This is a genomic window from Campylobacter fetus subsp. fetus, assembly GCF_900475935.1.
Lineage (GTDB): Bacteria > Campylobacterota > Campylobacteria > Campylobacterales > Campylobacteraceae > Campylobacter > Campylobacter fetus.
The window spans coordinates 1,426,050-1,450,368 of record NZ_LS483431.1 but is presented as its reverse complement, the minus strand read 5'-3'; the positions used below and the strand labels follow the sequence as shown (position 1 = coordinate 1,450,368).

Here is a 24,319-nt window from a genome sequence, read left to right as displayed (position 1 = left end):
AAACAATCTTAAATGAGTAAAAAGATGATTTCGTCTTTTATAAATTTATTTTCTAAATACTCTTGAGTTGCCGACTGTAACACCGTTTTGTATCCATTCTTTTATCGTTGGATGTGCAAAGAAAGCTGTGCAAAATGATACGTATTGATTGTATATATTTGATAGCGGTTGTTGTTTGAATCTTATCAAGCCGTTGCTGTTATCTGCATTTGGTATGAGACATTGACCCCAAATGTACTCTTCGTTACTACAAAATTCTTTATTGTATTTATAATCATCTTTTCCTACTATTGCTTCATCATCTCCTATTTGTGTTTTATCGCCTTCCCATTTTCTAACCATATTCCAAAAGTTTATAGCAGCGCTATCGTCTTGCACCCCCCCCCAGAGCTTGAGGTTGCGAATTTACCGTTTATAGTATAGTAAGCAGATACTTTGTTTATGTGCATTTTCATATTTATTACTGCTTTGGCGACTTTGGCATCGACTTTTGTAGCTACTAGTTTAGGTATCGCCAAAGACGCTAAAACGCCTAAGATGATCATCACCATCACAATTTCTATAATCGTAAAAGCTTTTTTCATGTATTTTCCTTATTTTGTTTGTTTAAAATACTTTGCCGTCTATGAGCGGTATTTCATTTTTGTATGTGCCGTCTGTTTTATTATCGTCGTCGCTTAGTTTTAGCCATTCTTGCAACATTTGTGAGTTTTGTACGTTTTGGCAAAATTCATTTTGCGTATCTGTTTTAGCGATATATATCCTAGCAGGTTTGTCGTTTTGTGAGTTTATAGGTTTGATATATATGCATTTGTCCCATCTTTCGCTACTTCTTTGCGTGACTTGAGCATATGTAGTAGAGATATTTTTTAATACGAGATTTGTTTGATTAGCATCTTTTGTGTTAGGAAATGAACCGTTTCTTATGTGGCACATAGTTATCTCATTTAATACTTGTTTTATCTCAAATACCGTTTTGGTTATAGCGGCTCGGTTATTTTCGCCGGTGACTCGCGGTAAAAAAACGAAAACAAATATTATCACCGCTGCAATCAGAATAAATATTTCGATTATCCTTGTCATAACTTGCCTTTTTTTGCATTTGGAACAATCTATTTTTAGATATTTTTATATTTATCTGTTTTTGAATTTGTATTTTAGCATTAGTGAGAATTTATTGCATTTTTGGTTTAGTAAAAATTTGCGGTAATGTAAATTACCGCATTCTGCTTTACAAATTTATTTCGGCATTCATACGCCGCAAACAGATTTCTATAGCTATTTATAAATTCCCGAACCACCTATAATTATACCTGTTGTTTTACCTAACTCTATCCAATCCTTAACCGCAGGAACTAATCTAACGGTATTACAATAAGATGTTGCGTCAGCTTTAGCTGCTATAACGATATTTCCGTTAGTATTATTTGGAGTTATAGATATACAAGCATCCCATTGATCAGGTGCATTTCCGGTTCTTCCTAAAACCGCATTTAAAGTACTAGATAAATTAGATAAACCTTTATCTGTTGCAGAATAAGTAGCGCCGGTTATATCTTGACCGCTTGTATTTATTATCGCATCAGCTCCTGTTCCAGTAACTGCTGCTTCTGCCCATTTACCGTTTATAGTATAATAAGCCGCTACTTGAGTTATCACGTCTTTTATCTCCATAGCCGCCTTTGTAGCACTTGCATCGTCTCTAGTTGCTGCTAGTCTAGGTATAGCGATACCTGCTAATATTCCTAATATAACAATAACGAACACTAGTTCAATCATAGTGAAACCTTTTTTCATAGGTCGCTCCTTTTTTTAAATTTTTGTTATGTTTTATATACATCTATATAAAAACTTTCGGTAGTTTATTATTTTTTAAATTAAACAAATATTAAATTTATATGAGTTAAATTAAAAAAAGAGATTAATTGATGAAAAAAGTTTAAAAGTTAAATTTAATATTCATTTGCATGATAATTAAATAAATCCAGACTTATATAAGCAAAGTTTTGTGTTTTGCTGGATTGTCAAATTTGGTTGTTCTTCAGTTCTAATGTTTATGCTTCGCAGTGACAAATTTTTTTGTCACTGCGAACGCTCCTAAAATAGATGGTAGAATTTATTCTTAAATTTTAACCCGCACTCTTCGGAAAAATTATAAAGAGAAGTTTTGAGAGATTTTTTAATTACTACCAAAAGATAAGATTGATAAATTTGGATAATCTACTATGATTGAACTAGTGTTCGTTATTGTTATATTAGGAATATTAGCAGGTATCGCTATACCTAGACTAGCAGCAACTAGAGACGATGCAAGTGCTACAAAGGCGGCTATGGAGATAAAAGACGTGATAACTCAAGTAGCGGCTTATTATACTATAAACGGTAAATGGGCAGAAGCAGCAGTTACTGGAACAGGAGCTGATGCGATAATAAATACAAGCGGTCAAGATATAACCGGCGCTACTTATTCTGCAACAGATAAAGGTTTATCTAATTTATCTAGTACTTTAAATGCGGTTTTAGGAAGAACCGGAAATGCACCTGATCAATGGGATGCTTGTATATCTATAACTCCAAATAATACTAACGGAAATATCGTTATAGCAGCTAAAGCTGACGCAACATCTTATTGTAATACCGTTAGATTAGTTCCTGCGGTTAAGGATTGGATAGAGTTAGGTAAAACAACAGGTATAATTATAGGTGGTTCGGGAATTTATAAATAGCTATAGAAATCTGTTTGCGGCGTATGAAGTGAAATTTATAGCGAAGCAAAAAGGTTTATCTTGTAAAATTAGATTATTTCGCTTCGCTAACAGCGTTGTAACGCGGATCTAGGCTTATCCTACGACGTTTGGAAAGTCAAATACGACTTTGCCTGATTTGATAGTCACTACGCTAGCGCCTTTTAGCTTTTTGCCAAGCAGTGGAGAGTTTTTCGACTTTGATTTGTTTAAATTCTCGTCATAAATATACTCTAAATCAGGATCTATGATAGCGATATCAGCTAAAAATCCCTCTTTAACCTCGCCTTTGTTTTTTAAATTTAGTATTTTTGCAGGGTTGAAGCTCGTGAGTTTTACCATTTGTTCGTAATCTATGACGCCCTCACGAACTAAATTTAAAGTAAGCGGAACAAGCGTTTGAAGTCCTAAAATTCCAAATGGAGCTTTGTCGAATTCCAAAAATTTCTCATCGGTGTGATGCGGGGCGTGGTCTGTGCAGATAACGTCTATAAGCCCGTTTTTAAGCCCGTTTCTCATGGCTTCTACGTCGTTATTCGTACGAAGCGGCGGAGACATTTTGAAATTCGTATCGTAATTTATAAGCTCATCTTCGCTAAAGGTAAAATGGTGCGGTGTGACTTCGCAAGTGATATTTACCCCTTCATTTTTGGCTTGTTCTATGAGCTTTAGGGAGTATGCGCTACTTACGTGTGCGACGTGTATATGACCGCCTGTGAGTTTTGCTAAAAGCATATCTCGTGAGATCATTATCTCTTCTTGCTCTCTTGGCATACCTTTTATACCTAAAAGCATAGACATTTTTCCTTCATTCATATGACCGCCGCGACAAAGCGAGCAGTCTTGAGAGTGATTTATGATGAAACTTTTGTGAAATGCAGAGTAAAGAAGAGCGGCTCTCATAACATCGCTTGAGCTAACAGGAAGTCCGTCATCGCTAAATGCGACGCAACCAGCTTCGCTCATATCTCCCATCTCGGTTATACCTTTACCTTCCATGCCTTTTGTGATGGCTCCGATAGGAAGTAGGTCTATAAGCCCTCGTTTTTTAGCTTTTGCTATCATATCGCGGGTTACGACGGCGTTGTCATTTACCGGATTTGTATTTGCCATAGGACAAGCTGTGGTTACGCCCCCGGCGACTGCGCTCATACTTCCTGTTATGATATCGTCTTTGTACTCAAGTCCCGGATCTCTAAAATGTACGTGCATATCGATGAGTCCTGGCATTACTAGTTTATTTGTGGCGTCTATGACAAGATCGGCTTTTGGCTCTTCTGCGGTTATGGATTTGATCATCTCGCCGTCTATCAAAACGTTTGCTTTTAGTGTGCCGTTTTGATTTATGATAATTCCGTTTTTTATAAGTGTTGTCATAGTTTAAGCCTTAAATTTATTTTGATAAATGGTTTTTAAAACCGCCATTCTTATAGCTACGCCGTTTTCTACTTGGTCAAGTATGCTTGAAAATCTAGCGTCGTCAGCCACGTCCGAGTTTATCTCAACGCCTCTGTTTATAGGTCCCGGGTGTAAAATTATGACATCGTCTTTAGCTTTTTGCATACGAGTTTTAGTAAGTCCGAAATACTTACTGTACTCTCTAATGCTTGGAAACGCTACTTCGCCATCACTCCTTTCGAGCTGAATTCTAAGCATGATGATAGCGTCGCTTCCCATAACCGCTTCGTCCATATCTTTGCATATATGACAGCCGAAAACTTCAGCGTTTTGCATAAACATAGGAGGTCCAAAAAGTTTTACTTTTATACCTAAGGTTTGCATAGCGTATATGTTTGATCTAGCAACTCTTGAGTGAAATATATCGCCTATTATAGTGACGCTAAGACCTGAAAAACTACCTTTTGCCTCGTATATCGTAAGAAGATCAAGAAGTGCTTGAGTCGGATGTTCATTGCAGCCATCCCCCGCATTTACCACGCACGATGGAGTATTTTTTGTTACAAATTTAGCCGCTCCTGAACTATAGTGGCGAACTATGAAAATATCTGTTTTCATAGCTTCTATGTTGTGTATTGTGTCGATGAGAGTTTCACCTTTGTTCGTGCTAGAAGTGCTTGAACTAAAGTTTATCGCGTCGGCTCCTAATCTTTTTGCCGCTATTTCAAAACTAGTTCTTGTGCGAGTCGAGTTTTCAAAAAACGCATTTACGACCGTGACGCCTTTTAAAATAGGGTCTTTTTTTACAGGTTCTAAATTTAGAGCTTTGTAATCTTTGGCTAAACTTAAAATGGAAAAAATATCATCTTTGGATAGGTCTTTTGTGGAGATCAGATCTTTTTTTACGTAGGACATTAGAGACTCCTTGAGGCTTTAAATTTGCAATTTTACAAAAAAGTAGCTTAATTTCTAAATTTAAGCAACAATAAGTTAAAATTGTAGCTAAATTTTTTGCGAAGGTATGTGATGCGAGGTTATAAAATTTTTTCTGGTACGGCAAATGTCGAGTTTTCCAAAATGGTGGCTAAATACTTAGGAATTCCTCTAAGCGAAGCTAGTATAAAGCGTTTTAGCGACGGTGAAATAAGCGTACAAATCGGCGAAAGCGTGCGCGGTAAAGACGTATTTGTTATCCAGCCGACTTGTGCTCCGGCAAATATAAATTTGATGGAGCTTCTTATATTAACTGATGCTTTAAAAAGAAGTAGTGCAAGTTCGATAACTGCCGTTGTGCCGTATTTTGGATATGCAAGGCAAGATAGAAAAGCAGCTCCGAGAGTTCCGATAACGGCAAAACTTGTGGCAAATATGATGCAAACCGCAGGAATCGACAGAGTCGTAACTATGGATCTTCATGCAGGACAAATTCAAGGATTTTTTGATATTCCGGTTGATAATTTATATGGCACGATAGTGTTTATGGACTATGTTAAGAGTAAAAATTTAAAAAATCCTATAGTCGCAAGTCCGGATGTCGGCGGTGTAGCGCGTGCTAGAGCTTTAGCAAAAACTATGAATTTGGATATGGTTATAGTGGATAAACGTCGTGAAAAAGCAAATGAAAGCGAAGTTATGAACGTTATCGGCGATGTGAGCGGTAAAGATGTCATTTTGATAGATGATATGATAGATACCGCAGGAACTATCGTAAAAGCCGCAGAGATATTTAAGAAAAAAGGCGCTACTAGCGTTATGGCTTTTTGCACTCATCCGGTTTTATCTGGTCCTGCATATGAGAGATTAGTAAACGGATCTTTAGATGAGCTTGTAGTAACCGATACGATACCTTTAAAAGAGCATCCAAGCTGTATAAAAGTGCTCAGCGTAGCACCGCTTTTTGGAGAAGTGATAAGGCGTGTTTATCATGATGAGAGCGTCAATAGCTTATTTTCTTAGTATAATTTTTGCGATAAATCGATGAGTTTTGATTTATCGCTTGGCGGACTTTTTGTCTAGCCTTTGCTCTAAAATCTACAATAACATCGATTTTTCATCAAAAATATTTTAGTTTTTTATATCGCTTATTTATATAGGGCGTTTTTAAATTTAATCAAAAATCCAGCTAAAATTTGATAATATCTCTCTACAAAATTTACTCAGGAATTTTATGAATAACATACGAAATTTTAGCATTATAGCGCATATCGACCACGGTAAAAGCACATTAGCAGATCGCATTATCAGTGAATGCGGAGCGGTAGATAGTCGCGTGATGAGCGCTCAAGTTATGGATACTATGGATATAGAAAAAGAGCGCGGTATCACTATAAAAGCTCAAAGCGTAAGGCTAACTTATAAGCTTGAGGGGCAAATTTATATATTAAATTTGATAGATACTCCAGGACACGTCGATTTCAGCTATGAAGTTTCACGCTCTTTAGCAAGCTGCGAGGGAGCTTTGTTGGTTGTAGATGCAAGCCAGGGCGTCGAAGCTCAGACTATAGCAAACGTTTATATCGCGCTTGAAAACAACCTTGAGATAATTCCGGTTATAAATAAAATCGATCTCCCAGCAGCTGAACCGCAGAGAGTTAAAAACGAGATAGAGCATATCATCGGGCTTGATTGCAGTGAAGCTATAGAAGTGAGCGCAAAAACAGGAGTCGGCATAAAAGAGCTGATAGAAACTATAATTCGTAAAATCCCACCGCCAAAACCGGGTGAAAACAATCCGTTTAAATCTCTCATTTACGATAGCTGGTTTGATAATTATTTAGGAGCTTTGGCTCTTGTGAGAGTTTACGATGGTGCCGTAAAAAAAGGCGATGAAGTTTATGTTATGGGAACGGATAAAAAACATACTGTTCTTGATCTGATGTATCCAAATCCGATAGCTCCGATAAAAACAAACGAACTAAAAACCGGTGAAGTCGGTATCATAGTTTTAGGTCTTAAAAACGTAAGCGACGTAAGCGTCGGCGATACGATAACCTTAGCTAAAAATAGAGCTTTGGAAGCGATCGGAGGATTTGAGAAAGCAAAACCGTTTGTATTTGCCGGACTTTATCCTATAGATACGGATAAATTTGAAGATCTAAGAGACGCTTTAGACAAGCTTAAGTTAAACGATAGTTCTATAAGCTATGAGCCTGAGACTTCGGCGGCTTTGGGCTTTGGTTTTCGCGTGGGATTTTTAGGTTTGCTCCATATGGAAGTCGTAAAAGAGAGACTTGAGCGTGAGTTTGGATTAGATCTGATAGCTACTGCTCCGACCGTGACTTACGAAGTCGTGCAGACTGATGGCGTGAGCGTAGAAATTCAAAATCCTAGCGAACTACCTCCGGTAAATAAAATAGAGTTCATAAAAGAGCCTTACGTAAAGGCTACTATCATCACGCCGAGCGAGTTTTTAGGAAACATTATCACACTGCTTAATAACCGCCGAGCCGTTCAAACTAAGATGGATTATATCACTACTACAAGAGTTTTGCTTGAGTATGATATACCGATGAACGAGATAGTTATGGATTTTTACGATAAATTAAAAAGCGCGACAAAAGGTTACGCTAGTTTTGATTATGAACCAAGTGATTATAGGGTTGGAGATTTGGTTAAACTCGATATAAAAGTAGCAGGTGAAGCAGTCGATGCTCTTTCTATCATCGTGCCTGAAGAAAAAGCAATGAGCAAGGGCAGGGATTTTGTAAAAACCATGAAAGAGTTGGTTCCAAGACAGCTTTTTGAAGTTGCTATACAAGCAAGCATCGGAAATAAGGTTATAGCTAGAGAAACGGTAAAATCTATGGGTAAGAACGTAACGGCAAAGTGTTACGGCGGCGATATAACCCGTAAAAGAAAACTGCTTGAAAAACAAAAAGAGGGTAAAAAACGTATGAAAGCCATAGGTAAGGTAACGCTTCCGCAAGAGGCGTTTTTAAGTGTTTTAAAAATAGATTAAAATAGAACGAAATTTGCTTTAAGGAAAAATATGCCATACGTAAATATAAAAGTGACAAAAGAAAACGGTGAGCCGACAGTAGCTCAAAAAGAGGAGCTCATAAAAGGCGTGACCGAGCTATTGCACACTGTTTTAGGTAGAAATAGAGCAAGTACGGTCGTGATAATCGATGAGATAGAAACTGAAAATTACGGTCTTGGCGGTGAAAGTATAAAAATAAAAAGAAAGAGAGAGGAAAAGAGATGAAAGGATTTTTGTTTGCGCTATTTGCCGCGCTATTTTTTATAGGTTGTTCTAACAAAGCCGTTTTGGATCCGTATACAGATACGAGTGCGGCGAAGTCGTATGAGACTATTATGAAGATAACTCTTAATTGTGAGCCGTGCGCAGATACAAACTATGAAACAACAATCAACGGATATACTTATAGAAGCGACGTAGCGATAAATTGCTGCACAAATTTGCGTAAGATCGATGCCGGAGCCGGCCTTAAAAAAGTGTACTTGCATAATATTTCAGATTTAAGAGAAAATAGTAAGGTCATTAAAGCAAACGGAAAAGCGTATAGTTTAAATAAAAGACTCGATACGTTGTTTTATCTAGCTATGAAAGAGGAGCTTACAAATAGAGGAATTTTAGTAGTAGATACGGAAACTTCGCCATATACTCTTAGGGTGGATTTTGGTTTTACCGATTTTAAAGGTGTTTATAGTCCAGGCGCTAGTCAGCTAAACTCAAGACTTCAAGGTATTTTGCGCATCAAAAATATAAATTACGACAAACGCATACAGATAAATACAAGGCAGAGCGTAAGCGGCTTAAATGCAAATGATGTGAGTGATTTTGGTTTATATATGGATTTGCTTGTAAAACAAGCCGTAAATAAAGCAGCTGAGCAGATTAGTAAATTTTAAGGATATAATATGATAAAATGGGCTTTTATTTTTAGTTGTTTGATTTTATTTGTCGGTTGTTCCAACACAACTTCGGTTTTAACACTATCTCCTTATGAAGCAAAAGGAGTAAATGTCCGTTCAAATTCAAATATTATTATAAATAGTATCCTTGATAAAAGGAAAAATCAGAGTGTAGTGGCTACTATTACCGATAAAAAAGGCACGGTAAGCGAGTATATCACACTAGGAAATAATCTAACTAATTGGTTTAGCGATGCTTTGATAAAAGAGCTTAAGAAAAACGGAGCCGTATTTGGCGGTGATGATGCAAAAGTCGTAGATATCACTATTACTGAACTTAAAGCAAATTTAAGCGGATATTCAAAAGACAATATGCAAGGTACAAGTGAAATTTACATTAAAATTTATAAAGACGGCGTTACGACGACAAAGCGCATAGCTCAACCTCAGACCGAATTTGTTCCTATAGCAACTGGCGGTGCTTTTGAACCGTTTATTAAAACTCTTTTAGACGATATGATAGCTAGAACGGCTAAAGCTATCTTGGCAAATTAATGCGATGTCTTAAATGCGGCTCATTTACGTTTAAATTTATATGTAAAAACTGCAAGAGAGTTTTAAGTGAATTTGAGAGTGGATGTAGAGATATTGACGGATTTAAAGTGTATAGTTTTTACAAATATGACGATATAAAGTCTCTTATCCACTCTAAACACCGCATGCACGGGCATTTTGTATTTCGCGAGTTAGCAAAGCTTAGTTTTTCTAAATTCGCAGATACTTTTAAATTTGATAGTAATGTAAATGTCGTTTCAATAGATGATCAAATCAGTAGCGGATACTCTCACACCGCAGTTCTTGCTCACGCTATGAAAAGGGAATTTTTAAAGCCGATATATGGTGCATTAAGAGCTACAAACAAAGTAAAATATTCGGGAAAAACTCTTGAGTTTAGAAAAAACAATCCGCGAAATTTCAAACTTTTAAAAGAAGTTAACAATCCAGTAATTTTAGTAGACGACATCATAACGACCGGATCTAGTATGAAAGAAGCTAAAAATTTACTTCTTAGTTGTGGTAAATTGCCGCTTTTCGGATTAGTTTTGGCTGACGCTAGAGAATAAAGGATAAAAATGTACGAACTTGCAAAAAAGCTATTTAATATCCCAAGAAGTATAACCGGAGACGGTTTTAGGCGTAGTTTGGATATCTTAAATTTAGCTGCTGGGGGGGGGTATAACGAAATTTAGTATCCCAAGTGGTACTAAATGTTTTGATTGGATAGTTCCTGCTGAATGGATAGTAAGGGACGCCTATATCGTCGCTCCTAGCGGCGAAAAGATCTGCGAATTTAAAAAACATAATCTTCATTTACTAAACTACAGCGCGCCGGTGCATAAAACACTGAGTCTAGAGGAGCTCCAGTCTCACTTGTATTCGCTCCCGCATTTGCCAGATGCCATCCCTTATGTTACTAGTTATTATGAAAAAAGATGGGGATTTTGTATCGGTCATAATCAAAGGACATCCCTAAAAGACGGGATTTATGAAGTTTTTATAGATACCGAGTTTAATTCAAAGGGAGAACTAAATTACGGTGAAATTTTAGTGCCAGCCTCATCTTGCTCAAAAGATGAAATTCTAATCTCTACTTATCTTTGTCATCCGCAAATGGCAAACAACGAGCTAAGCGGACCCGTAGTTTTAACTGAGCTGATAAAATGGGTAAAAACTCTAAAAAATAGAGAGTTTAATTACCGTTTTATCATAGTTCCTGAGACTATCGGATCGATTTGTTATATCAGTAAACATTATGAAGCTTTAAAACAAAATGTAAAAGCCGGATTTGTGCTTAGTTGCATAGGAGACGAGAGAGCTTACAGCGTGGTTTTAAGTCCTGATGAGGATAGTTTAAGCGATAAAGCCGCACTTCATACGGTTAAATTTCTTAGTAAAAATCCACAAATTTACTCATTTTTATATCGTGGAAGTGATGAGAGACAGTTTAATACTCCTGATTTAAATTTAGGTATCGTAACACTTTGTAGGAGTAAATTCGGTGAATACAAAGAGTATCATACGAGCTTAGATGATCTTAGTCTTATAACTAAAAAAGGGCTTGAGGAAGGCCTTCTTTATGCTAAAAATATGATTTTAAATTTAGAAATAAACAAAACCTACCGACTAAATACGACTTGTGAACCAAATTTAGGTTCGCGCGGACTGATATCTACTATAAATAAAGGTGCGTATCCAAGCGATATGACGTTAATACGTGATTTTTTAGCGTATTGTAACGGTAAAAGAAGCGTTATAGACATAGCTGATAAACTCGGCGTAGAAGCTAAAAGCTTAAAAGATTCGGTAGAAAATTTGCTTAAATTTGAGCTTATAAAGGAAGTAAGATGATAAGAAATGTTTGTGATTTTTTAGATATTTCAGTAGCAAAAAATCCTTTCAAAAAAGCATTTGTGTTTGGAGATGAGAGTATAACTTACGCTAAATTTGATGAGATCGCGGATAGATTAGCCAGTGAAATTTTAAAGTTAAATTTAAAAAATGAAGCGGTTTTAATAATTTTGCCAAAGTGTATTTGGACTTTGGTTTCGTTTTTTGCAGTGGCAAAAAGCGGGAATTTCTATACTTTACTAGATATCTCAACGCCGCTTGAGCGCATAGATCAAGTTATAAAAATCCTAAAGCCAAAAGTTATTATCACGCAAAAGGATTTTAAATTCGATTTTGTGAATACGGTAAAGATATTTTGCGAGGATTTTAGTAAGTTTAGCGTGAATAAAAGTGCGCTAAAAGAGTCTAGAAACGCCCATATAGATACAAATTTACTCTATGTATTTTTCACTAGTGGAAGCACTGGAGTGCCAAAAGGAGTAAGTATAAGCCATAAAAGTGTGATTGATTATACTTTTTGGGTTTGCGAGACTTTTGAGCTGAACTCAAGAGAAACCATAGCAAATCAAGCACCGTTTTACTTTGATAACTCTATTTTGGATATTTTTTCTTGCGTTAAAAGCGGTGCTACTTTGCACATTTTGCCGACTTCTATTTTTGCTTTTCCAAATAAAGTATTAAGCTATTTAGAAGAGCATAGTGTTAGTATGATTTTTTGGGTGCCTTCGGTGCTTACGTATTTTGCAAACGTGAATGCGCTCCAAAATTTCAAACTTGAGCATCTTAAAAAAGTACTGTTTTGCGGAGAGATAATGCCAAATAAACAGTTAAATATCTGGCGCAAAGCTCTTCCTCACACTCTTTTTGCAAATCTTTACGGACCGACTGAGATAACAGATGTTTGTGCTTTTTATGTTTGCGATAGAAGTTTTGGCGACGATGAACCGCTTCCTATAGGAAAAGCTTGTCAAAATACCGAGCTTTTGGTTTTTGATGATGAACTGAATTTGATAAAAGAGCCGTTTATTAAGGGCGAACTCTATGTTAGGGGGACAAGTCTTAGCCTAGGATACTTTGCAAATAAACAAAAGACAAAAGAAGCTTTTATCCAAAATCCTCTACATGATAATTATCAAGATATCCTTTATAAAACAGGCGATATAGTGGCTTTTAACGAGCGCGGCGAACTGATTTGTTATGGTAGGAGAGATAATCAGATAAAATTTATGGGGCACAGAATAGAGCTTGGAGAGATCGAGATCGCGGCTAACTCTCACTTGCAGGTTTTAAACTCCGTTTGTATATTTAAACAAGGCGAGATAGCCCTTTTTTACGAGGCGAAAGAGAAGTTAAATTTGAAAAGTTATCTTTTAGAAAAATTACCGAATTATATGGTGCCAAAAAGATTCATTTTAGTGGATAAATTTGTGCTAAATCCAAACGGTAAAATCGATAGAAAAGTGCTTTATGAGCTTATTTAACGAGTTTTTAAATTCGTATAACAATGGATTTAAGTTTAGCAATAGCGCGCTTAGCATAGATAGTATCAAAAATAAATTAGAGCAAAATATTGCTTGTTTAAAGCGGAGTGAAGATAACTTTTTTCTAATGCAAAACGGTTTTATCACGTATTTTATAAACGATATAACAAGTTTTGATATGCAAGGAACTTATATAAAACTTATACGTAAAACGCCTATTTGTGAGCTTGAAAATAGATTTTTGAGTATCAATAAATTTAGCGTTTTTGATAAATATATTGGTATGAGCTTAAAAAATAGCGGTTTTAGTTTTCAAAGTTATGATGAGGTTAAAAAAGCTTTGCTTGATGATATCGATGAGATTTACGGCTTTTTTATAAATTATTTTGATAAAGAGTATCTTTTTATAAGCAAAACCGAACTTAGAAATAGAATACAAGAGGGTCAAGTACTTCTCATAAAACAAAATAATAAAATAATAGGCGGTTTGATATATTTTTTAAATTTGAACTCGGCTCATTTGGATTTTATAGCAGTTAGTAAGGAATTTAGGCGAAGCGGTACTGGACGTAAATTGATGAGTTGTTTTTTGGGATTAAACGCTGGGTATTTCAAACTGTTCGTAAGAGATACGAATATAAAAGCCATAGAGTTGTATAAAAATTTCGGTTTTGAGTTTAATGCTATAAAAATTTCGTTTTATAGGAGGAAAAATGGGATTTAAAAACGTATTTGTCGTAGGTAAAAATCGCCTCTGTTTTTAGATGATTTTATAGATATTTTGTATTATGAGATAGGGGACGGATTTATAAATTTGAGTTTGGGAAACGATCAAAAATTAAATATTATAAAGGAGCAAAAATGAATGAGATCAAAGAACTTTTTAATCAAATAGGCAGAGATGACGTAAATGAGAGTATGGAGGGGCTTTTAAGCGGTGGAATTATCGATAGCATGGACATAATGGCTCTTGTCGCGGCGATCGAAAAAACGTACAAAAAACCATTACGCGCAGAGTTTATAACAAATGATAGTTTTGAGAGCTTTGCTAGTTTAAAAGATATGATAAATAAAGCGATGAGATGAAAGCTATTTTAGAAGCAAACGGGAAGCTTGTTTATGAAAGAGATTTTTTAGGGGCTTTGAAGCAAATCGGTATAAAAAGTGGCGACTCTGTTTGCGTTCATACCGAGCTTTTTACTCTTGGGAAACCGCTTTTACCAAAAGATGAGTTTTTGAGAGTTTTATTACACTGTTTTTATGAAGTTATCTGTAAAAATGGAACTCTTATTATGCCTACATTTACATATAGTTTTTGTAAAAATCAAATTTATGATAAGCTAAACTCAAGGAGCACTATGGGCGTTTTGACTGAATTTTTTAGGCAACAAAATGGTGTTGTTCGTACAAATGATCCGATTTTTTCTTTTGCAATTAGTGGAGATAATCAAGACGCTTTTTTAAACGATACGAAAAGTTGTTTCGGCAAAAATTCAGTCTATGACGTGCTTAAAAGGATGGATGGAAAAATAGTGCTTTTTGGTACTCAAAAACTCGGCTATACATTTACTCATTACATAGAAGAGCAAGCAGAGGTGAGCTATAGATATTTTAAAGAGTTTAGCGGTATTTTAAAAGATGAAAATAAGAATATAAATTATAAAAGTATATTTTATTACGTTAGAGATCTTGCTAAGAATAGCGATTTAAGTGTAGATAAAATAGTAAATTTATTACAAAAATCCGGTAATTTTTTAGAATGCGAGTTCGGATCTTCTACTATAACTGCGATTAACGCAAAAGACTATTTTAACGAAGTTCTAAAAGTTTTAAAAATAAATGAAACCTCGCTTTTAAAACAGTAAAAGCTTATTTTGATTTTTTTATGCAAATAATGTTTGTAAATTTAAAAATTGTCTATTTAGCAAGTTTTTATCAAATTTTAGCTACAATCGTTGTAGCTATTTTTAAGGATAAAAATGGAAGAAAATATTTTCAGTTCAAATCAAGATATCGACGCTATAGACGTTGAAGACTCTATAAAAGCAAGCTACCTAGATTACTCTATGAGCGTTATAATAGGTCGTGCTTTGCCAGATGCAAGAGACGGTTTAAAACCGGTTCATCGTCGCATACTTTATGCTATGAACGATCTTGGCGTAGGTAGTCGCAGCCCATATAAAAAGTCTGCTCGTATAGTAGGTGATGTTATCGGTAAGTATCACCCGCACGGCGATACTGCGGTATATGACGCTTTAGTTAGAATGGCTCAGAACTTTTCTATGAGAGTTCCTGCAGTAGATGGTCAAGGAAACTTTGGCTCAGTCGATGGCGATGGCGCAGCCGCTATGCGTTATACTGAAGCTAGAATGACGGTTTTGGCAGAGGAACTTTTAAGAGATTTAGATAAAGATACGGTTGATTTTATACCAAATTATGATGATAGTTTAAGCGAACCAGATGTTTTACCCGCGCGCGTACCGAATTTGTTGTTAAATGGATCGAGCGGTATCGCTGTTGGTATGGCGACAAATATCCCTCCACATAGTTTAGATGAGCTAGTAAATGGATTACTCACTCTTTTAGACGATAAAGAAGTTGGTTTAGAGGATATTATGACTCATATAAAGGGTCCTGATTTTCCAACCGGCGGTATAATTTTTGGGAAAAAAGGTATTATCGAAGCTTATAAAACAGGTCGAGGACGTATCAAACTAAGAGCTAAAACTCATATTGAAAAAAAACCAAATAAAGATGTTATAGTAGTCGATGAACTTCCATATCAAGTAAATAAAGCCAAGCTTCATGCAGATATAGCCGATCTTGTAAAAGAGAAGCTCATCGATGGTATAAGCGAAGTAAGGGATGAGAGCGATAGAGACGGAATTCGTCTTGTTATAGAGCTAAAACGCGATGCTATGAGTGAGATCGTGTTAAATAATTTATTTAAATCTACTCAAATGGAAGTTACTTTCGGCGTTATAATGCTTGCTATAAATAATAAAGAGCCAAAAGTATTTTCTCTTTTGGAGCTTTTAAAGCTGTTTTTAAATCATAGAAAAACAGTTATCATCAGGCGTACTATTTTTGAACTTCAAAAAGCAAGAGCAAGAGCTCATATTTTAGAAGGTTTAAAAATAGCGCTTGATAATATAGACGCGGTTATCAATCTGATAAAAACCAGCGCCGATACAAACTCTGCAAGAGACGGTTTGATGGCTAAATTCGGACTTTCTGAACTTCAAAGCAATGCTATTCTTGATATGAGGCTTAGTAAGTTAACAGGACTTGAGAGAGAAAAATTAGAAGCCGAACTAAAAGAGATTTTAGAGCTTATAGAAAAACTAGACGCAATATTAAAAAGCGAAACTTTGATAGAAAATATAATAAGAGACGAGCTTTTAGAAATCAAATCTAAATTTAAATGTCCGCGCATCACCGACATAGTCGATGATTATGATGATATAGACGTAGAAGACTTGATACCAAATGAAAATATGGTAGTTACCATAACTCACCGCGGATATATAAAACGCGTTCCTAGTAAGAGCTATGAAAAGCAAAAACGCGGTGGTAAAGGCAAGGTTGCAGTAACTACGTATGATGATGATTTTATAGAGAGTTTCTTTACTTGCATGAGTCATGATACGCTTATGTTTGTGACTGATCGCGGTCAGCTTTACTGGCTTAAAGTTTATAAAATTCCAGAAGGCAGCCGAACCGCAAAGGGAAAAGCGGTTGTAAATCTTATATCGCTTCAAGCAGACGAAAAGATAAAAGCTATCATACCTACAACGGATTTTGATGAGAGCAAATCTTTAGCTTTCTTCACTAAAAACGGTATAGTAAAACGTACGAATTTAAGTGAGTTTAAAAATATTCGTTCAATAGGCGTGAAAGCTATAAATTTAGATGATAATGATGAGCTTGTGACTGTTGTAATCGCTAATAGCGAGCCTGATGAGAGCTATGATGATAGCTTTGAAGATGGCGAAGGTGTTTCAAATTTGCAAACCATAAGCGAAGATAACTCCGAAAACAGTCTTGAGAGCGGAAAAATGCTATTTGCTGTTACTAAAAAAGGTATGTGTATCAAATTTGCTTTAAATAAAGTAAGACAGATAGGAAGAGTTAGCCGTGGCGTAACCGCTATAAGATTTAAAGAGAATTTAGATGAAGTTGTTGGAGCAGTCGTTATAGAAAATGATTCTCAAGAAATTTTAAGCGTGAGCCAAAAAGGTATAGGAAAACGCACAACGGCTGATGAGTATAGATTGCAAAGTCGCGGAGGTAAAGGCGTCATTTGTATGAAATTAACTCCAAAAACAAAAGATCTTGTTGGTGTAGTAATGGTAGATGAAGAGATGGATCTTATGGCGCTAACATCAAGCGGCAAGATGATAAGAGTAGATATGCAAAGCATCAGAAAAGCAGGGCGTAATACAAGCGGAGTCATAGTCGTAAATGTAGATGGCGATGAGGTTGTAAGTATAGCAAGATGCCCTAAAGAAGAGAGCGATGATGACGATATTGTTGCAGATGATACTCAAGAACAAGATATGGAATAAGTTTTGCTTAGAATACATAATTTAAATTTAAGGTAATAAATATGAAATCATTAATTTTTGCATTACTAGTAGTCGGTGTTTTCGTAGGTTGCGCCGCATTTACTCCAGAGCCTAAAACACAAGATGTTGTGGTTCAAAAAGTAGATAAAGACGACCTAAGAGAAATAATCAAAAACGATAAAATGTTAGCCGGTATGGAGATAAATCCAGAGGCTATTTTTTCAGCAGTCGGCGAGGGAATTCCTCCTATAGATACAGTTAGTCCTGCTCAAGCTAGAGCTCTTGCTAAACGCTCAGCAGTAGCAGATGCCTATAGACAGCTTGCGAGTAAACTTTATGGAGTTAAGATAAACGCTAAAGATACTGTAAAAGATGCTATGCTAAGAGACTCTGTTATAGAAACAAGGGTGACTGGTCTTATCAAAAATGCTGCTATTATAAATCAAGATTTCAAAGACGGACTTTTCCGTGTTGAGATGGAACTTAAGATAGATAAAGACAAGTGGCAAGAGCTTTTTGCTTACTAGTTATTTCTACACTTTTGTTTGGTGGTGAGGAGTTCATATTTTGGGCTAAATACTCATCATCAAACAGCCTTATAAAATACCAAAATATATCTATTTCAAAAGCTATGGTTCTTAGCAAAGAAAAAGGTAGTAAAATATGCGATATACAATCTTCTAAATTTAACAACGAAACTACTTTAAATTATCTCAAACGCCATCAGGAGCAGCTTTTTGAATGTTTTATAAATCAAAAAGTTTTGTTAAAAGATAGCTCTAAATTTAAAGGAAATAGTGCAAACTTAAAAACTAGCGTTACGCTTGTGCCAGTGCGGTTTATAGTGGAATTTAAGCCTCTTGGTGCTACAATAAGCAAAATAAATAGGTGAGATAATGAATGTTGTAATTGTCGAAGATGATATAAATATGAGAAAATCATTGGAAATCGCACTTGGCGATTACGATGAGTTCAATATAAAAAGTTATAAAAGCGCGACTGAGGCACTGAAAAAACTTGAAGATAACACGGATATCATAGTTACAGATATAAATATGCCAGGAATTGATGGACTTGAGTTTATAAAAGAGCTTGGCGGTAAATTTGATGTTATTATAATGACCGGAAACGCAACTTTAAATAGAGCTATACAAAGCGTTAGACTCGGAGTCAAAGATTTTCTTACAAAACCTTTTGATGTAGAAACTTTAGTAACTGCTATAAAAAGAACAAAAACATTAAGCTCAAAACAATCTATAAAACAAGACTCTGCAGCCGTTCAAGAAGGTAGTTTTTTATCAACATCTCCAAATTTACAAAAAGCATTAAATATAGCTAAAAGAGCGGCAATAACGGATGTGAGTGTTATGATAATGGGAGAAAGCGGCGTCGGAAAAGAGTTGTTTTCTAAATTTATCCATGAAAACTCAAAGCGAAAAAACGAGCCTTTTATGGCTATAAATATGGCAGCAATTCCTGAAAATCTCCTTGAAAGTGAGCTATACGGTTATGAAAAAGGTGCATTTACCGATGCAACCGCTACTAAAAAAGGATTATTTGAGTTAGCAAACGGAGGAACTCTTTTTTTAGATGAAATCGGTGAAATGCCGCTAAATTTACAGCCAAAATTATTAAGAGCTATCCAAGAACGCGAAATCGTACGAGTAGGCGCTAGTAAGCCTATCAAAATTGATGTTCGAATCATATCTGCGACAAATGCAAATTTAGAAAAAAAGGTAAAAGAAGGCGAGTTTAGAGAGGATCTTTTTTATAGGTTAAATACAGTTCCGCTTTTTGTGCCTCCTTTGCGCGAAAGAAAAGATGAAATTTTAGGTATAGCAAACAGTGTTTTACAAAGAGTTTGTATTGGATACGAACTAGGCGAAAAGTCATTTAGTGATGAGGCTATGAGTGAGCTTTTGAGTTATGATTATCCAGGAAATATAAGAGAGCTTATCAGCATAGTCGAAAGAGCTGCTATATTAAGCGAACAAACAAATATATCAAAAGACGATCTATTTATATATGCAAAGAGATAATTTTACTGAATTTAAAGTAAATTTTTGTTAAAATAATAGCCTAAATTTCAGATTAAGGCTTAAAATGAAAAAGTATAGCGTAGCAGTAGTCGGTGCGACAGGTGCTGTTGGAGAAGAAATATTTAGAGTGCTTGAAGAGGTTGATTTTCCTGTTGGAAATTTACTTCCTTTAGCTAGTAGCAGAAGTGCCGGAAATATCGCAGAATTCAGAGGCAAAGGCTATGAAATAGTTCAGCTTACCGACAGCGTTTTTGAAGAAAACGAGATTGATATAGCATTTTTTAGTGCAGGAGGAAGTATATCAGCTCATTTTGCACCTCTAGCAGCTGCAAGCGGCGCTGTTGTTATAGATAATACAAGCCATTTTAGAATGGATCCAGAAGTACCTTTAGTAGTCCCAGAATGCAATCCCGAAGATATAAATTTATGGACAAACAAAGGCATAATAGCAAATCCAAACTGTTCTACTATACAGATGGTACAAGTCTTAAAACCTCTTGATGATCTATTTGGTATAGAAAGAGTCGATGTAAGCACATATCAAGCTACAAGTGGAGCTGGAAAAAAAGGTATGGAAGAGTTGATTCTTCAAATGCAGAAGTTTTTTGAATTTAAGTTAGATGAGTGTGAGCCAAGCGCATTTAAACATCAAATAGCACTAAATGTTATACCACATATCGACGTATTTTTAGACAATGACTATACAAAAGAAGAGATGAAAATGGTCAATGAAACACAAAAGATATTGCATAAAAATATAGAAGTAAGCGCCACTTGTGTTCGTGTTCCGGTACTTAGGAGCCATAGCGAGAGCATAACTATCAAATTTAAGACAGATATCAACGTAGAAAAAGCCTTAAATGTTCTAAAAAATGCTCCTAGCATAGTAATTCAAGATGATCCAGCAAATAATCTTTATCCGATGCCGATCCTAGCTAGCGATACAAATGAAACATACGTCGGCAGGATCAGAAAAGATAATTATAGAGATGATATACTGCATCTTTGGTGCGTTGCTGATCAGATACGTGTCGGTGCAGCTACAAACGCAGTGAGAATAGCTCAAAAATGGTGTCAAATACAAGAATTAAACCATTAGCTAAAAAATAGATTAAATTTAATATTTAATCTATTTCCATATAATTATTTTTTAAATTTATATTAAGGTTTTTAATGCTTGAAAAATTTTTTGAAATGATGCTTTGGAAGTCGCGTTACGTGACTATTTTGCCCGTCATCTTTGGATTAATCGGTTCTTTCGTTATGTTTATAGTAGCTAGTTATGATATTATAAAAGTTATAATTTATGCATGGCAATACCTTATTTTGGGCGATCACAGTATAGATCTACATAGCGATGCAGTAGGTCTTATTATAGGTGCGATTGATTTGTATTTGATGGCGCTAGTATTTTTTATATTTAGTTTTGGAATTTATGAACTTTTCATCAGCGAAATAGATAGTATAAAAAACTCAAAACAAGCCAGAGTTTTAGAGGTGCATAGTTTAGATCAGTTAAAAGATAAGATCGGCAAAGTTATAGTTATGGTTTTAGTAGTAAATTTTTTTCAAAGAGTGCTGCACGCTAAATTCTCAGCTCCACTTGAGATGGTTTATCTAGCGGTTTCTATTTTGGCTTTATGTCTTGGACTATATTTTTTACATAAAAGTTCAAGCCATTAAATTTTTATAAAGGATAATATATGATTTTTATAGATGCATGTTTTGGTAAGCCTACGCCTTATACGCCTATTTGGATGATGCGTCAAGCAGGAAGATACCTACCTGAATATATGGCTGTGAGAGACGCTGCAGGCGATTTTCTATCTCTTTGTAAAGATTATAAAAAAGCAAGTGAAGTAACTTTACAGCCAGTTGATATTTTGGGTGTTGATGCTGCTATAATGTTTAGTGATATCTTAGTAGTTCCTCTTGAAATGGGAATGGAGCTTAAATTTATAAAAGGCGAAGGTCCTGTTTTTGAAAATCCTATTTTATCAATGGATAGTTTAGATAAGCTTAGTGTTGAAAAGGCGGTGAAAAATTTAAGTTATGTTTATGATACTATAAAGCTTACTCGGGAGAAATTGAGTTCAGATAAAGCTCTTATAGGATTTTGCGGAGCTCCTTGGACGATAGCTACATATATGATAGAAGGCGGCAGTACAAAAACGTATAATATTAGTAAAAAGATGCTTTATGATAATCCTCAATTTCTGCATGCTATACTTCGTAAAGTTACAAATGCGCTAAAACTTTATTTAGAAGAACAGATAAAAGCCGGAGTAAATGCGGTTCAGATATTTGATAGTTGGGCTAGCGCACTTGAGCAAAACGCATATCTTGAGTTTGGTTTTAGTTATATAAATGAGCTGGTTGATTACATAAAATCTCAATATCCCGATATACCAGTTATCGTATTTCCAAAAGGTATAAGCGGATTTTTAAATAAGATTGGCGGTAAATTTGATGTATTTGGAGTTGATTGGAGTACTCCTCTTAAAATGGCTAAAGAAACTTTAGGATCTCGTTACGTATTGCAAGGAAATATGGAGCCTACAAGACTTTATAGCAAAGACGCTATAGACGATGGAGTAGATGAAATTTTAAGTATTATGAGAGGTCATAGGCATATTTTTAATCTTGGTCATGGGATACTTCCGGATGTGCCTGTTGAAAATGCAAAATATTTTATAAAATCCGTTCAAGAAAAATCAGCAAAATACTGTAAATGAGCTACGATAAAAAATCTTACAAATATATATTTGGTCCAGTAAGCAGTAGACGCTTTGGCAGTTCTCTTGGAATCGACCTTAGTCCGGATAAAAAATGCTGTAATTTTGACTGCCTTTATTGTGAATTAGAACGAGCTAAGGCAGTTACAAAGATAGAAAATCCACCTTCCGTAAAAGATATAATCGTTGAGTTAAAAGAGGCTCTGATCGAGTTTAAAAATGTAGAAGTAATAACTCTAACCGCAAATGGCGAACCTAGTTTATATCCAAATTTAAAAGAGTTGGTAGAGCAGGTAAACAGAGTAAAATATACTCAAAAATCGCTTATTTTAAGCAACGGAACCGCTGTTTTGGATAAGGATAAATTTGAAGCTATTTTGGATTTGGATATTGTGAAATTAAGTCTTGATAGTGCCGTGCAGCGCACTTTTCGCCGTATCGACAGAGGTATAGATAAGATAGATATCTCAAATTTAGTATCAAAAATGTCTGATTTTAGAAGAGTTTTTTTAGGAAAACTTGTCATGGAAGTGCTCGTAGTAGAAGGTTTTAATGATACTAAAGATGAGTTTTTAGCCTTGAATGAAGCGTTTAAAATTATCCGCCCCGATAGAGTCGATATCAGCACTATAGATAGACCTCCCGCTCATAATGCAAAAGGCGTTAGCACTGCTATTTTGCACGAGTTATCTAGCTTTATAACTTCTGCACCTATAGCTCTTGCTAGCAGAAAAGGACTTGCCGATAAGCTTGATTTTAACCTTGATGAGCTAAGAAAGCTTTTAAAACTTCGCCCTCAAAGTAAATTCGATATAGAAAATAATTTTACTCAAAGCTCAAAGCTTGTATTGCAACAACTAATTAAAAATGGAGAGATAAAAGAGTTTGATTTAGCCGGATCCGCTTTTTATAAAATTAAGTAGAGACTATTTTTTAGCTTAAATTTCGGTTTTTTGCATTGTGTATTTTATTGATTTTTAAATTTATGTTATTTTATATTTTTGACTCATTTGACTCAAAAATATAATTTTTAAGTTTACTAAGTTAAATTTAGTGCTTTTTTATTGACAAAAATAGAACTTTTAGGTATAATTTCAATTCTTTTTTAATAATACATTTTTATTCCGGATTAGCTCAGCGGTAGAGTAGTCGGCTGTTAACCGATTGGTCGCTGGTTCGAATCCAGCATCCGGAGCCACTCTATTTTTCATTTCTAATAATATTAAAATAATTTAGTATAAATTACACATATAAAATTAAAATTTTAATAGCCTTGTAAATTTTATTTCAAATTCTGGAAATTTATGTTGAGCGATATAAATAGGGTTAATTATTGAAATGATGATTTTATAGATTTTTGGTTGCGAGAGAAGGACTTGAACCTCCGACCTTCGGGTTATGAGTTTTATGGACTTATTTTAAGTATCTATTAAGATGTATTTTGTAATGCTTGTATTATAAATAATACAAATTATTTAAAATTACTATATCAGTAAGGCTTGATGACGATTTATTTAATTCTGTCGATTTACTTTTCTAAAACAACTAATAGAAATAAATCTTTTTATATAAAAGAAGCTCTAAAGGATTATTTAGCTACTTTTGATAATAGGAAATATGAGTTAAATAACGATACTCTAAAATCTATCAATAATATAGAAAAGGTTGTAAATTTATCTAAAAAGTTTATCCCCTTTTTTTGTTTTGTAATGTAATTATATAATAAGTATACTTATTATATAATTAATAATATAATGTTTAATTATATTTATTTTAAATTAAGTAATTTTACATTATAATTAATAAAAATAAAAAAGGAAAAATATGAATAGAAATGTTTTTAAGTACTATCTTAGGATTAGCGGTTTAAATAAAAAGGATTTAGCTTCTATTTTGAATTTATCTTATGGTAGCGTAAACAATTGGGGTACTAGTACTCCTTACCCTGTTTGGCTACCTGTTTTCTTTGAATTATATATAAAAGCTAAAAAGTTTGATTCTATCGTTAAAATGCTTGAAGAATCTAAACTAACTAAGCAAGTTTAAATATAATTCGCTTTGCGGAGCAAA

26 protein-coding genes, 1 tRNA gene and 1 pseudogene are annotated in these 24,319 nt (G+C 34.8%); 22 read left to right on the top strand and 6 right to left on the bottom strand.

The genetic code is table 11. From position 1 onward, the window contains the following. Positions 1 to 45: 45 nt before the first annotated feature. From DQN38_RS07250 to DQN38_RS09090, 4 genes are all read right to left on the bottom strand, one after another. Positions 46 to 378, bottom strand: coding sequence for a hypothetical protein (locus DQN38_RS07250; protein WP_170117948.1), 333 nt, complete (start codon positions 376 to 378; stop codon positions 46 to 48). After that, positions 354 to 584, bottom strand: a complete 231-nt coding sequence (locus tag DQN38_RS07245) for a prepilin-type N-terminal cleavage/methylation domain-containing protein (protein WP_052121984.1) — start codon at positions 582 to 584, stop codon at positions 354 to 356. Before DQN38_RS07245 ends, DQN38_RS07250 begins: the two co-directional genes overlap by 25 nt. A 22-nt stretch (positions 585 to 606) precedes the next feature. After that, positions 607 to 1,083 carry a hypothetical protein gene (locus DQN38_RS07240; RefSeq protein ID WP_065844159.1) on the bottom strand — a complete coding sequence of 159 codons (477 nt, stop codon included), beginning with the start codon at positions 1,081 to 1,083 and terminating at the stop codon, positions 607 to 609. 195 nt (positions 1,084 to 1,278) lie between these two features. Beyond that, positions 1,279 to 1,797 carry a type II secretion system protein gene (locus DQN38_RS09090; protein WP_111738233.1) on the bottom strand — a complete coding sequence of 173 codons (519 nt, stop codon included), beginning with the start codon at positions 1,795 to 1,797 and terminating at the stop codon, positions 1,279 to 1,281. A gap of 428 nt (positions 1,798 to 2,225) precedes the next feature. Here DQN38_RS09090 and DQN38_RS09085 point away from each other — a divergent pair, with 428 nt between their 5' ends. Continuing rightward, on the top strand, positions 2,226 to 2,726 hold the full coding sequence (locus DQN38_RS09085; protein ID WP_081303797.1) for a type II secretion system GspH family protein: 501 nt from the start codon (positions 2,226 to 2,228) through the stop codon (positions 2,724 to 2,726). Positions 2,727 to 2,840: 114 nt separating this feature from the next. On the opposite strand, the gene DQN38_RS07225 is transcribed toward DQN38_RS09085, so the two are convergent. Together DQN38_RS07225 and DQN38_RS07220 are read right to left on the bottom strand one after the other, a co-directional pair. Continuing rightward, positions 2,841 to 4,121: a dihydroorotase gene (locus DQN38_RS07225; protein ID WP_038454053.1), complete on the bottom strand. Its 1,281-nt coding sequence runs from the start codon at positions 4,119 to 4,121 to the stop codon at positions 2,841 to 2,843. Positions 4,122 to 4,124: 3 nt separating this feature from the next. Then, positions 4,125 to 5,057, bottom strand: coding sequence for an aspartate carbamoyltransferase catalytic subunit (locus tag DQN38_RS07220; protein ID WP_002850456.1), 933 nt, complete (start codon positions 5,055 to 5,057; stop codon positions 4,125 to 4,127). Positions 5,058 to 5,168: 111 nt separating this feature from the next. Between DQN38_RS07220 and DQN38_RS07215 the strand changes: the two genes are divergently transcribed. The 21 genes and pseudogenes from DQN38_RS07215 (at position 5,169) to DQN38_RS07110 (ending at position 24,295) form a co-directional block, all read left to right on the top strand. Beyond that, entirely contained in the window at positions 5,169 to 6,098 is a 930-nt protein-coding gene (locus tag DQN38_RS07215) for a ribose-phosphate pyrophosphokinase (protein ID WP_002850454.1), read from the top strand. Between the two features lie 211 nt (positions 6,099 to 6,309). Further along, the gene (lepA, locus tag DQN38_RS07210) at positions 6,310 to 8,100 is read left to right on the top strand and encodes a translation elongation factor 4 (RefSeq protein WP_011732221.1); all 1,791 of its coding nucleotides are present in this window, start codon (positions 6,310 to 6,312) and stop codon (positions 8,098 to 8,100) included. Between the two features lie 30 nt (positions 8,101 to 8,130). After that, on the top strand, positions 8,131 to 8,346 hold the full coding sequence (locus DQN38_RS07205) for a tautomerase family protein (RefSeq protein WP_002850445.1): 216 nt from the start codon (positions 8,131 to 8,133) through the stop codon (positions 8,344 to 8,346). Next, positions 8,343 to 9,014: a hypothetical protein gene (locus DQN38_RS07200; protein ID WP_002850443.1), complete on the top strand. Its 672-nt coding sequence runs from the start codon at positions 8,343 to 8,345 to the stop codon at positions 9,012 to 9,014. Before DQN38_RS07205 ends, DQN38_RS07200 begins: the two co-directional genes overlap by 4 nt. 9 nt (positions 9,015 to 9,023) lie before the next feature. Further along, on the top strand, positions 9,024 to 9,572 hold the full coding sequence (locus DQN38_RS07195) for a YajG family lipoprotein (protein WP_002850441.1): 549 nt from the start codon (positions 9,024 to 9,026) through the stop codon (positions 9,570 to 9,572). Next, the gene (locus DQN38_RS07190; protein ID WP_011732219.1) at positions 9,572 to 10,141 is read left to right on the top strand and encodes a ComF family protein; all 570 of its coding nucleotides are present in this window, start codon (positions 9,572 to 9,574) and stop codon (positions 10,139 to 10,141) included. The genes DQN38_RS07195 and DQN38_RS07190 overlap by 1 nt, the downstream gene beginning before the upstream one ends. 9 nt (positions 10,142 to 10,150) lie before the next feature. Next, positions 10,151 to 11,426 (top strand): annotated as a pseudogene (locus DQN38_RS07185) (DUF4910 domain-containing protein). Then, the gene (locus DQN38_RS07180) at positions 11,423 to 12,907 is read left to right on the top strand and encodes an amino acid adenylation domain-containing protein (RefSeq protein WP_065843882.1); all 1,485 of its coding nucleotides are present in this window, start codon (positions 11,423 to 11,425) and stop codon (positions 12,905 to 12,907) included. Before DQN38_RS07185 ends, DQN38_RS07180 begins: the two are co-directional and overlap by 4 nt. After that, entirely contained in the window at positions 12,894 to 13,631 is a 738-nt protein-coding gene (locus tag DQN38_RS07175; RefSeq protein WP_002850435.1) for a GNAT family N-acetyltransferase, read from the top strand. The genes DQN38_RS07180 and DQN38_RS07175 overlap by 14 nt, the downstream gene beginning before the upstream one ends. A gap of 137 nt (positions 13,632 to 13,768) precedes the next feature. Further along, positions 13,769 to 13,993 carry an acyl carrier protein gene (locus DQN38_RS07170; RefSeq protein ID WP_065843881.1) on the top strand — a complete coding sequence of 75 codons (225 nt, stop codon included), beginning with the start codon at positions 13,769 to 13,771 and terminating at the stop codon, positions 13,991 to 13,993. Next, positions 13,990 to 14,772, top strand: coding sequence for an AAC(3) family N-acetyltransferase (locus tag DQN38_RS07165; protein ID WP_011732216.1), 783 nt, complete (start codon positions 13,990 to 13,992; stop codon positions 14,770 to 14,772). The genes DQN38_RS07170 and DQN38_RS07165 overlap by 4 nt, the downstream gene beginning before the upstream one ends. 114 nt (positions 14,773 to 14,886) lie before the next feature. Further along, positions 14,887 to 17,475, top strand: a complete 2,589-nt coding sequence (gene gyrA / locus DQN38_RS07160; RefSeq protein ID WP_011732215.1) for a DNA gyrase subunit A — start codon at positions 14,887 to 14,889, stop codon at positions 17,473 to 17,475. A gap of 41 nt (positions 17,476 to 17,516) precedes the next feature. Continuing rightward, the gene (locus DQN38_RS07155; protein ID WP_002850428.1) at positions 17,517 to 18,002 is read left to right on the top strand and encodes an LPP20 family lipoprotein; all 486 of its coding nucleotides are present in this window, start codon (positions 17,517 to 17,519) and stop codon (positions 18,000 to 18,002) included. Beyond that, entirely contained in the window at positions 17,978 to 18,367 is a 390-nt protein-coding gene (locus DQN38_RS07150; protein ID WP_010398974.1) for a hypothetical protein, read from the top strand. Before DQN38_RS07155 ends, DQN38_RS07150 begins: the two co-directional genes overlap by 25 nt. A 4-nt stretch (positions 18,368 to 18,371) precedes the next feature. Continuing rightward, positions 18,372 to 19,514: a sigma-54-dependent transcriptional regulator gene (locus tag DQN38_RS07145; protein WP_011732213.1), complete on the top strand. Its 1,143-nt coding sequence runs from the start codon at positions 18,372 to 18,374 to the stop codon at positions 19,512 to 19,514. Between the two features lie 64 nt (positions 19,515 to 19,578). Further along, entirely contained in the window at positions 19,579 to 20,613 is a 1,035-nt protein-coding gene (locus DQN38_RS07140; protein WP_011732212.1) for an aspartate-semialdehyde dehydrogenase, read from the top strand. A gap of 74 nt (positions 20,614 to 20,687) precedes the next feature. Continuing rightward, complete coding sequence (locus DQN38_RS07135) at positions 20,688 to 21,197, top strand: YqhA family protein (RefSeq protein WP_002850421.1); 510 nt, start codon at positions 20,688 to 20,690, stop codon at positions 21,195 to 21,197. A 20-nt stretch (positions 21,198 to 21,217) separates the two neighbouring features. Beyond that, positions 21,218 to 22,249: a uroporphyrinogen decarboxylase gene (gene hemE / locus DQN38_RS07130; RefSeq protein ID WP_002850419.1), complete on the top strand. Its 1,032-nt coding sequence runs from the start codon at positions 21,218 to 21,220 to the stop codon at positions 22,247 to 22,249. Beyond that, a complete protein-coding gene (locus DQN38_RS07125) occupies positions 22,246 to 23,172 on the top strand; it encodes a radical SAM protein (protein WP_002850418.1) in 927 nt (308 codons plus the stop codon). Before hemE ends, DQN38_RS07125 begins: the two co-directional genes overlap by 4 nt. 200 nt (positions 23,173 to 23,372) lie before the next feature. Continuing rightward, a tRNA-Asn gene (locus tag DQN38_RS07120) sits at positions 23,373 to 23,447 on the top strand. 626 nt (positions 23,448 to 24,073) lie between these two features. After that, positions 24,074 to 24,295, top strand: coding sequence for a hypothetical protein (locus tag DQN38_RS07110; protein WP_038454038.1), 222 nt, complete (start codon positions 24,074 to 24,076; stop codon positions 24,293 to 24,295). The last annotated feature ends 24 nt before the right edge of the window (positions 24,296 to 24,319 follow it).